At 70.2% G+C, this 10,186-nt stretch carries 9 protein-coding genes; 2 read left to right on the forward strand and 7 right to left on the reverse strand.

Features of this window, described 5'->3' with window-relative positions:
* Nucleotides 1–151: 151 nt before the first annotated feature.
* Both FL311_RS36720 and FL311_RS36725 read right to left on the reverse strand, forming a co-directional pair.
* Nucleotides 152–1,882: a M1 family aminopeptidase gene (locus FL311_RS36720; protein WP_141332341.1), complete on the reverse strand. Its 1,731-nt coding sequence runs from the start codon at nt 1,880–1,882 to the stop codon at nt 152–154.
* A gap of 103 nt (nt 1,883–1,985) precedes the next feature.
* Nucleotides 1,986–2,822 carry a Hint domain-containing protein gene (locus tag FL311_RS36725; protein WP_141332342.1) on the reverse strand — a complete coding sequence of 279 codons (837 nt, stop codon included), beginning with the start codon at nt 2,820–2,822 and terminating at the stop codon, nt 1,986–1,988.
* 488 nt (nt 2,823–3,310) lie between these two features.
* On the opposite strand from FL311_RS36725, the gene FL311_RS36730 reads away from it, so the two are divergent.
* Nucleotides 3,311–5,335: a neutral/alkaline ceramidase gene (locus FL311_RS36730; protein ID WP_141332343.1), complete on the forward strand. Its 2,025-nt coding sequence runs from the start codon at nt 3,311–3,313 to the stop codon at nt 5,333–5,335.
* On the opposite strand, the gene FL311_RS36735 is transcribed toward FL311_RS36730, so the two are convergent.
* From FL311_RS36735 to FL311_RS36750, 4 genes are all read right to left on the reverse strand, one after another.
* The gene (locus FL311_RS36735) at nt 5,322–5,747 is read right to left on the reverse strand and encodes a PilZ domain-containing protein (RefSeq protein ID WP_194869512.1); all 426 of its coding nucleotides are present in this window, start codon (nt 5,745–5,747) and stop codon (nt 5,322–5,324) included. The genes FL311_RS36730 and FL311_RS36735 overlap by 14 nt on opposite strands.
* A gap of 394 nt (nt 5,748–6,141) precedes the next feature.
* Complete coding sequence (locus tag FL311_RS36740) at nt 6,142–7,011, reverse strand: hypothetical protein (RefSeq protein WP_141332345.1); 870 nt, start codon at nt 7,009–7,011, stop codon at nt 6,142–6,144.
* A 196-nt stretch (nt 7,012–7,207) separates the two neighbouring features.
* On the reverse strand, nt 7,208–8,269 hold the full coding sequence (locus FL311_RS36745; RefSeq protein WP_194869513.1) for a DNA ligase: 1,062 nt from the start codon (nt 8,267–8,269) through the stop codon (nt 7,208–7,210).
* A gap of 190 nt (nt 8,270–8,459) precedes the next feature.
* The gene (locus FL311_RS36750; protein ID WP_141332347.1) at nt 8,460–9,005 is read right to left on the reverse strand and encodes a hypothetical protein; all 546 of its coding nucleotides are present in this window, start codon (nt 9,003–9,005) and stop codon (nt 8,460–8,462) included.
* Nucleotides 9,006–9,357: 352 nt separating this feature from the next.
* Here FL311_RS36750 and FL311_RS36755 point away from each other — a divergent pair, with 352 nt between their 5' ends.
* Nucleotides 9,358–9,843, forward strand: coding sequence for a gluconokinase (locus FL311_RS36755; RefSeq protein WP_141332348.1), 486 nt, complete (start codon nt 9,358–9,360; stop codon nt 9,841–9,843).
* 2 nt (nt 9,844–9,845) lie between these two features.
* Here the strand turns inward: FL311_RS36755 and FL311_RS36760 are convergent.
* Nucleotides 9,846–10,186 (reverse strand): isochorismatase family protein (locus FL311_RS36760; RefSeq protein WP_141332349.1); only part of this gene is annotated, 341 nt, incomplete at its 5' end.

Genomic DNA, 10,186 nt, shown 5'->3' on the forward strand with positions numbered 1-10,186 from the left:
GAGGGTGAGCGCGGATGGACGAGCGCATACAGGCCCGTGCCTCCGAGCACGACGAGCGCGAGGCCCGGTCCCATCCATCGCCAGCGTCGGGGAGCTGGGGGCCGGGGATTGTCGGCGGGAAGTCCGTTCATGGCTCCACTCCTGGAAGGAATCAGAACAGCCAGCGCGCGGGGGCCGGCTCGGCGTCGAGTCCGAGGAAGCGGCGGTTCACCACGCGGTTCTCGGGGTCCACCGTCACCTGCACCACCGGCTCCGGGAAGGGCACCGTCACGCTCAGCGTGTCCGACTGCGGCGACAGCCCGTAGTTCAACGTCACGAGCCTGCGCTCGGTGGCGCCCTCCACGAGGACGTCCACGGAGACGGGGTAGCGCGTGCCGGACACGGAGCGCTGGACGGCGGTGAGGGTCAGCTCGCCGTCCTCCAGCGCATGGCTCACCTCGAAGAAGGGCCAGTCCGGGTCTCCGCCGCCATACACCCACGCGTCGAAGTACGGCCCCAGGTCCTCGCCGGACGCCTGCTCCAGCGCGACGCGCAGGTCCGCGACGCTCCGGTCCCCGGGGACGGACAGGAAGTTCTTGATGGCCTGCAGGACGATGTTCTCGCCCAGCAGCGGCTCCAGTTGGAGGAACAGGAGCATGGGCCCGGTGCCGTAGACGTCCGACGCGAAGGAGAGGAAGACGGGGGCCGGGTCGTCCTCGGGCTGCGGGTAGTACGCGGCGGTGCGCGCCAGCCGGTCCCAGTACGCGCGCGTCTGCTCGGCCTCACCCGCGGGGCGGCCCAGGCGCTCGTAGCGGTACGTGAGGTACTCGGCGATGGCCTCCTTCCACACGAAGTCGAACGGGCTCGACAGCGTGGTGCGGTTGCCCGCCCACTGGTGCACCACCTCGTGCATCAGCGTGTGCATCGTCATGTTCGCGTAGTCGCGCCGGAGGTCCGGCAGGTCCTCGCGCAGGATGAGGTTGGCGGGATGCTCCACGCCCAGCCACTCGGTGGGCGCGCCCGCCACGCGCAGCTCGGTGCCGTACGGCAGCGGGCCCAGCTCGCCGATGACCCAGTTGAGGTACGCCTTGACGTCCGCGGCCACCAGCGACGACGCGAGCTTGCCGCCGGCCACCTCGTGGAAGACGACCTTGAACTTGCTGGACTGCTCGGTGAACGTGCTCGAGCGCCACGCGGGATTGGAGGCCACCGCGAAGGACGAGTACGTGGGGGCCTTGGTGAGCCCGGTCAGCGTGCACTTCGTGGTGGTGCTGTCGGGGCGCGTCAGCTGTCCCGGGCACAGCACCCGCTCGCCCGTCGCGTGCTTCACGGTGAAGACGTACTGCGTGAGCTGGTCCGTGCGGTCGTCGCATGGGCCGAAGCGGTCGCACGACTCCACCCAGCTCAAGAGATACGAGAAGGTGTTGCCGCCCCTGTCCGCGCGGCGCGAGAAGCCCACCTGGGTGAAGTCGTACGTCTCCAGGGGCACCGTGTAGCGCGCCTCCAGCTTCACCTGGCCCGCGAACTGGCCGCGGCCGCAGACGCGGATGCCCTGCTCGGTGGACTCCGAGCGGGTCGGCTCGGCGTCGTTCCAGCGCAGTCCGGTGATCCCCTGGGGCGCGTTCACCACGAAGCAGTCACCGCCCGGCGGCGCGACGTCCAGGTACAGCGTGGACTTCGCCTCGCCCGTCTGCGTGGCGAAGTCGTAGTCGTAGCGGGTCACCCGCGCGGAGAAGTCACCCTCGGGCCACAGGGGCACGAACGGGTGGGACTGCGCGTCGAGCGCGTCCTCCGGCTCCACCGTGGGGCCACAGCCGAGCGCTCCGAGCGCCCACAGCCCCCAAACCACCCGCGTGAGAACACCTGCCAGCGGCTGCGCGGACCATCCTGGGATGCTTCGCATGGCGTCCTTGTCGTGAGGTGACGAGCACGATGAAGCGCGAGAGCCCCGACCCGAGCCCCCCCTGGGGGGCCCTCGCGCAGGTCCAGACAGGGTCTGCGTGTGACTACAGGCCGTCGACGCTGGCCTCGTCACGCACCGACAGCCGGTAGTGGTCGTCCGCCCACTCGTTCTGGAAGCGCACCGAGCCCGTCAGCAGGCCCTCCACGTCCAGCACGTTCTCGATCTTCTCCTTGCTGAGCGGCTGCACGTTCCAGGTGGTCCCCTCGTAGCGGAAGACGGAGACGTCCTGGAGCTCCACCTTCTCGCCGCGCACGCCGAGCAGCACGTCGCCGGCCTGGAGCGTCTTGGCCTTCACCATCTCACCAGTGGCGAGCACCATGGGGTGCTCGGACGTCACCTCCACGCGGCGGCCGTCCACCGTCTGCAGCGCGAACACGTCCTCCACCGTGTCGCCGGCGACGAAGGCGCGGATGGCCTGCTCGCCCGTGGTGGGCGCCACCAGTGACGCGTCCTTCGTGAGCGCCGTCACCGTGCGCACGCCGGACGCATACGCGTCCGCGATGGGCCAGTACTCACCCCCGAAGGACACCTTCTCCTGGGCCGTGTAGCAACCCGTCACGCACGTGCCCAGCTTCACCAGCCCGGCGATGCACGGCGCGTTCTCGTCCGCGGGGATGAAGAAGGTGCACGTGGCCGTCGGGCCCGTGGCGGCGAAGGAGTAACAGCCGCTCGCGTACACCTGGTACTCGCCCTCCGAGTTCAGGAAGTCCCGCTTCGCCTGGGTGATGTAGCCGCACTTGAAGGACCAGTTGTTGCGACCCTGGGACAGCGTGTACGTGGTGAGCTGGTCGTCGGTGAAGCAGCGCGTGGACAGCTGCGCCGACGCCGTCGTGGAAAGCACCGCGCACGCGAGGACAACCAGATACGACAGTCGCTTCATGGCTCGCTCCTGGAGGCTGGGGCTGCTGGGTTTCGCTGCCCCGGGATATATCGAGGGTTCACTCGCAGTAAAGCGCATTCCCGCCGAATATGGGATTCCTGGCGACGAATGTTGGCTGTTATTGATTTGCAGTGTCTGCTGATAATTCCATCCATGCGTCGCGGTGCGGGGTGGAGTGTTCGCGGTTGAAAGCCCTGAGCCCACGGGGGCTTGTGTGGACTCCTGGTCGGATACGGGCGGGGTCCGCGGACGTGCGGGCGTCTCAGGGATTGCCGCAGGTAGGCCCTGCGCGGGTCAGGTACGGGTGGGGCCCGGTGGGGTCCCCATGACTGCCATTGGGTTGCACTGGCAGTGCGGATTGCGTGTGGCGGTGGGGCGGAGTGTCGTCCCCCGACGCGAAGTGGCTGGACGGGGGCGGACGGACGCGCGAGTCCTTATGACGAGGCTCCACCCTGGCGAAGGCGACCTCGGGCGCCTTGGAGGAAGGCATGCGCGTACACCCGGTCCGGCTGGTGCTGGCATGGGTCCTGGTCTGGGGGACGGTGGCCTGGGGCGCCGCTCCGGGCATGGGGCCAAGGGACTGCGAGGGCAACACGCGCTTCCTGGTGGGCGCGGGCCTGGGGGACATCACCGGCCCCGCCGCGGAGGTGGGGATGATGGGCTACGGGCAGCTCTCGCAGCAGACCGCGGGGCTGCACCAGCGGCTGCGCTCGCGGGCCTTCGTCATCGTCTCGCCGTGCAACGGGCGCCGGGTGGCCATCGTCAGCGCGGACCTGGGGATGATGTTCCAGGCGGTGAAGACGCAGGTGGTGGAGCGGCTGCGCGCCCGCTTCGGCGCCGTGTATTCGAATGACAACGTGCTGCTCGGCGCCACGCACACGCACTCGGGGCCGGGCGGCTTCTCGCACCACACCTTGTACAACCTGACGACGTTCGGCTTCGTGCCGCAGAACTTCGAGGCCATCGTCTCGGGCATCGTCACGTCGATTGCCCGGGCCCACTCGCGGCTGGGCGAGGGGACGCTGCGGCTGGAGGCGGGGGAGCTCGTGGGGGCCAGCCGCAACCGCTCACCGGAGGCCTACCGGCTCAACCCGCCCTCCGAGCGCGCCCGCTATCTCCACGACGTGGACACGCGGATGACGCTGCTGCGGCTGACGCGAGCGGAGGGAGGCGACGTGGGGCTCATCAACTGGTTCGCCGTGCACGCGACGTCCATGGGCAACGACAACCACCTCATCAGCGGGGACAACAAGGGGCTGGCCTCGTACTGGTTCGAGAAGGCGCACGACAAGGGAGACACGTTCGTCGCGGCCTTCGCGCAGGCGAACGCGGGGGATGTCACGCCCAACATCCTGGGTGGCACGAAGGGCGGTGGGGCCGACGACTTCGAGGACACGGAGCTGTCCGCGCGCAAGCAGCACGACTTCGCCGCGCGGCTGTGGGCCCGGGCCACGACGCCGCTGCGAGGAGGCGTGGACTTCCGGCACACCTTCGTGAAGATGGACGCGGTGGACGTGGCGCCCGCGTACACGGATGGGAAGCCGCGCCGCACGTGTCCCGCGGCGATTGGGCTGTCGATGCTGGCGGGCGCGGAGGACGGGCCCGGCTATGGCGTGGAGGGCGCGTCGTGCGCCGTCATCCATGACCTGTGGAGCCAGTTCACCTGCGCGCTCACCACCACGCCGTGTCAGGGGGAGAAGCCCATCGTGCTGGAGATGGGCGCGATGCTGCCTCACCCGTGGAGCCCGGACGTGTTGCCGCTGCAGTTGGTGATGGTGGGGCCGCTGGCGCTGGTGGCGGTGCCGTTCGAGGTGACGACGATGGCGGGGCGGCGGCTGCGTCGGACGGTGCTGGAGCGGCTCTCGGCCCGGGGCATCACGGAGGTGGTCATCGTGGGGCTGGCCAACGACTACGCGGGCTATGTCTCCACGCGCGAGGAGTACGCGCGCCAGTCCTACGAGGGGGCGTCGACGCACTTCGGGCCGTGGACGCTCGCGGCGCTGCAGCAGGGGTTCGACTCGCTCGCGGTGGCGCTCGGCGAGGGGCATCCGGTTGCTCCGGGGCCCCTGCCCACGGACCTGCGCTTCATCCAGGCGAGCCTCCAGCCCGGCGTGGTGTACGACGACAAGCTGCTCTGGGTGTCGTTCGGCGACGTCATCACGGACGCGAAGGCGTCGTACGCGCGCGGGGACTCGGTGAAGGTCACGTTCTGGGGCGCGCATCCGAAGAACGACTTGCGCCTGGAGGGGACGTATCTGCGCGTGCAGCGCAAGGGCTCCATCGGCGCGTGGGTGGACGTGGCGGATGATGGTGACTGGGAGACGCGCTACCGCTGGGAGCGCGAGAGCTGTGTGCCCACGCTGGGGTGCTCGCACGTCACGGTGGAGTGGCACATCCCGCGCGACGCCGCGCCGGGCACGTACCGCATCCTCCACGAGGGCGAGTGGAAGTCCGGCTGGGATGCGCGCGTGCGCCCGTACTATGGCGCCTCGCGGGTGTTCACGGTGAAGTGACGGCGTCCTCTGGGGCGTGGGGCCGGGAGAGCAGCTCGCGCAGCCGGGGAGGCGGGGGTTGGAGCTGCACGCCGATGCCCGCCGTGGAGCCCCAGGTGCGGGCGTGCGCGGTGTCGACGTGACGCACCACCTCGCCCTCGCAGGTGAAGTCCTCGCCGCCCAGGCGCAGCGTCAATGACAGCCGCGTGAAGAGGGGAGGGAAGGGCTCCTCGCAGCCGAGGAACAGGCCGCCCTTGCTGACCTCGACGCGGTGGGCCTGGAGGCCCTGGGGATGCTGGATGCGGACGTCACAGGGGGCGGGAGTCCACGTGACGGGGCGATGAGGGCTCGTGCGCGAGGTGGCGTGACGACGCGCGGCGGGTGGACACGGCAGTGCATCGGAGTGTTCCGACAGGCAGCGCTCGCAGTGCATGGTCACCTCGCTCGGAGGGCTCCCACGGGGGCGGGAGGGGCGACACCTGTCTGTATACCGGGTGCGGGAGCCGGTGTGACGTGGCTCCCGGGGCAGCACGAGTGGGATGACGGCTAGCGCACAGAGGGGCTCGCGGGGCCTGGCCCGCATGGAGGGCGTGTCGGCTGCGGGACGTCTGTCTCGCTCGCCCCGCGCATTGAGGCTGCGGGGGGAAGCGCGGAGGCTCGCGGCGGTGATGGGACGTGCCCCGTCATCCACTGCCACCCGAAGGGCAGTGCGCTTGTTGGAGGATTCTCGTCAACGGTGGATACACCACGAAGGCGTCGCCGGGAGTGGGACGCGAGCCGCTCACCTTCGTTGGAGGCGAGCGACTCGGACCCGACGGGGGATGATGTCAGGTCCTCTCCGTTGATGACGGCGACACGGGCTGTCGCTCCAGCAGTCGCTGGTAGGCGAGCACCAGGACGAACTGGTGCAGGCTCACCGACGCCATGACCATCAAGGCGGCGACGAGGTTGGCGGCGAAGGAGAAGGGCGCCGGCAGGTGCTCCGTCGCGTCGGTGAGGAGGGAGCCCAAGGTGTCCGAGAGGGGCATGAGGATGAGCACTGGGAGCAGTGCGCTGAGAAGCCTCCTGCGATGGCCTCGGACGAGTTGATAGGAGAACCGGAGCGCGGCGAGTGGACCTTTGCCGTCCACTGCGACGGCGGCGGGGGCCAGGCTCGTGCAGAGCGCCATGTAGACGCCTGGCAGCACGAGGAGGAACGAGCCCCCCAGGATGACGAGGAACGTCAACACGTACGTCAGGAGCAGGAGGGGGATGCGCGCGAGGACGACCCATGGGGAGCTGACGTCCAGGGCTGGCAGGCCGGCCTCCTCGCGCAGCCTCCTGGCCACCGCGCGCATGAGGAAGATGCTCAGGCCGAGCCCCGCCGCGACCAGGAGCATGACTCCGGGCAAGGTGCTCTGGGTGAGGTGGAGGAGGGCCCCTGAACCCATGAGGCAGAGCCACTGAAGGATGAAGAGCCCCACCAGGAGCACCTGGTGCTGGAGCAGGAGCGAGCAGGCATCTCGCAGGAGCCGCGTGGGGGCCATGGCCGTCGGGTCCTCCCGAATCCGACGCACGCACGGCGCGCAGCGGGCGGCCTCCGGGTGGGCGCGACATCCGGCGCAGCCGAAGCTGCCACACCGGTCGCAGACGAAGACGGAGTCCTCCAGGGGATGCACGGCGCACGTGGGCGCGACTTCGGAGACGGCGGACGACATGGGACGGCTCGAGGCAAGAGGGCGCCCGGGCCGCTCGCGCGCCCTCGGGCGCCGCCACCCTATGAACCGGAGGCCCTGCGCACCGGTCCCTCTCCGGAGGCTCGCCCCTGGGGGCCGCTCCGCCTATCCGCGAGCGGACAGGGCCCGTGTGGGCCCTGTCACCCCGTGGAAAGCCTCCCGTCGGTGCGGGCGGGGCTCAGCGCTTCGCCTTGAAAGGCGCCGCGTCGATGCGCACGCCGATGTACGAGGGGAAGCGCGGCACGCCGTCGTTGGACAGCTCCTGGTAGCGGAACGTGATGAGCGTGCCGATGGCCGGCGGCGAGGCGCGCTCCGCGTCGGAGAGGCCCGTGCCCACGCTGAAGCGCTTGCCGTTGCGCAGCTCCACCTCGAGCGCGCCCAGCCGCCCCTTGTGCCGGCCCGCGCCCGCGACGTGGCCAATCACCACGGCCTCGTCATCCTTGAAGCTCTTCACCTTCAACAGCGTGTGCGAGCGGCCCACCTCGTAGCGCGAGCCCGGCTGACGCAGCATCAGTCCCTCGCCGCCCAGGCCCTCCACGCGCTCCAGCTCCGCGCGCAGGTGCGCCGTGCCCTGGCAGCGCTCGTGCGGATGCCACCGCGCGTACCCGGGCTTCGTGTCATCCACCCACTTGCGACAGTGCTCCAGCCGCTGCTCGAAGGCCGCGTCCACGCTGGGGGCGTCGAACACCACGAAGAGCAGCTCCTTCCAGTCCTGGCTCTTGTCCTGCCGGCGCACCACGCTCACCGTGCGCTGGAAGCGCTTGCGGCCACCGAACAGCTCGCCGTCCAGCGGGAAGTCCGGCAGGCCCGCGGTGAACCAGTCCGGCGCGAAGAACTCGTTGCCCAGGCGCGACCAGAAGCGCTTGCCGTCCCAGTACGCGCGCACGCCGTCGAGCTTCTCGCTCATCCACCAGTCCGTGAGGTCCACGTCGTTCTCCCACGGATGGGCGAGCAGCAGCGGCGGGGCCTTCTCGGTGGCGTCCTCGCCGGACTCGGTCTCCTTCGCCGTCTTGACGCGGGTGGCCTTGGGGAGGGCCTCGGCGCCGCCGACGCGGGCGGCCTCGGCGTCCTCACCGCGCAGCTTGCGCAGGTGCTTGCAGGTGCGCCGCTCGATGCCGATGGACTGGTTGCGCCACGCGGGACAGGAACACGAGTAGACGCCTCCGGTGTTCTTGAGGATGTAGGGCTTGGCGCCCGAGCCCTTCATCTCCGCCTGCTCACCGTCCGCGAGGTCCGCCACTGATATCCCCTCCGTGCCGCGTGTCATCGCGGCGACCGTGAGGAGAATCGTACCCCTGGGGTCTGACGTTTCCCAAGCACGGAGGAGGCGCGGAGCCGTACGAGGACGGCCCCGCGCTGGACCTCCGACGTTGGACGGGATTCCAGACCTTGGATGGATTTGGAAGGGGGTCTGGGTGACGCCGGGGGCTTCAGCGAATCCGGGAGAGCTGGGCCCGGGTGGTGGCCACATCGAGGAAGTTGAGGGTGTGGATGGGGCCGAGGATGTCGATGCTGGGCGCGATGAAGGTGAACTCGGCGAGCGTCCCCTGGTCGACGCCGCTGGTGACGACCCCGAGGATGGGACAGATGCCGGAGACGCCGAGCACGCAGGAGCCCTCGATGACGCTGCTCTGGGAGGTGCCATCCGCGAAGTGGTACGTGGTGGTGATGGTTCCGTAGTAGCTGGACAGCAGGGTCCCGGCGTTGCCGGTGAGGGAGCCGACGAGCTCGACCCACGAGGTCTCGAGGACTTCTTCGCCGCTGGCGACGTTGACGCCCACGCAGCCGGTGCCCACGCCGCGCACGGTCATGGTGGTGTTCTTGGGCAGCAAGGTGAGTGCGGGGTCGTAGTCGATGCGACCGAGCGTGAGGACGCAGTGGCCGGCCTCGACCTCCTGCGCCTGCGCCGCGCCCGGGGACAGGAGGGCAAGGGTGAGCAGGAGTGAGAGGGTCAGTGGAGTGTTCGAGCGCGACATGAGGGTGCTCCGCGGGGGATGGCGGGTCGTCCGTGGGGTGGACCCGCCGGGTCGACCGAGGTGGTCGAGGTCGCGGGGAATCCTCGGGCTGTGCGTCGGTGATGGCCATGTGACATCGGTACAATGCGAGTGACCCGGCGGAACGGGTGCGGGCGTGCGCGCTCTTGTCAGCGGCGCGTGCGCGTGTCCGGCGCTCGGCTGCTCGGGAAGGTGGGGGGCACGGCGTGCGACGCTCGGAGTCCCGGGGAGAGAGGACGTGGAGCAGCGGGCATTCGACGCGCGAGGCAGTGGCGGACGGGCGGCAGGCGTCGCACCATGTCCGGAGGTCCACGTTTCATGGAGGCGTCACGGGATGGTGGTCATCGTCATGGGCGTCTCGGGGGCCGGCAAGTCGACGGTGGGGCGCGCGTTGGCGCGGAGCCTGGGCTGGCGCTTCCTCGACACGGACGACCTGCACTCGGCCGCCAACGTGGCGAAGATGGCGGCGGGCATCCCGCTGACGGACGAGGACCGCTGGCCCTGGTTGGCGGACGTGCGTGGTGAGCTGGAGCGCTCGCTGGCGCGCGGTGAGGACGTGGTGCTGGCCTCGTCCGCGCTCAAGCGCTCCTATCGCGAGCGGCTGGAGGTGGACCCGGCGCGGACGCGGTGGGTGTTCCTGCACGCGCCGCGCGAGGTGCTGGCGCACAGGCTCGCGCAGCGGCATGGGCACTTCATGCCGCCGGAGTTGTTGGCCAGCCAGCTGGCGACGCTGGAGGTGCCCGAGCAGGCGCTGCCGGTGGACGTCTCGGCAACGCCGGAGGAAGTCGTCGCGCGCATCCGTGAGGGCCTGAAGCTCTGACGTCAGCGCCCCGCGCGGGCGAGGAAGTCGGACGTGCCCTCCAGCTTCGCGTAGGCCATGCCGAGCGCGGCGAGGAACGCGGCGTGGACCTGGGGCGCGGGCACGCTCACGCCGTTGAGCTCGAGGGCGCGGGCGGCGCAGGCGTCGTGGAGCACGGTGACGGAGTAGCCGAGGTCCGCGGCGGCGCGCACGGTGGCGTCCACGCACATGAGGGTCATCATGCCCGTCACGACGAGGTGCTTGATGCCGAGCGCGCCCAGCTGCTTCTGGAGGTCCGTCTCGCGGAAGCTGTTGGGGTAGTGCTTGAGGATGACGCGCTCGTCGGGGCGGGGCGCGACGAGCG

Origin of the sequence: Myxococcus sp. AB025B (assembly GCF_006518215.1) — a bacterium.
In the GTDB taxonomy this organism is placed as follows: Bacteria; Myxococcota; Myxococcia; order Myxococcales; family Myxococcaceae; genus Myxococcus; species Myxococcus fulvus.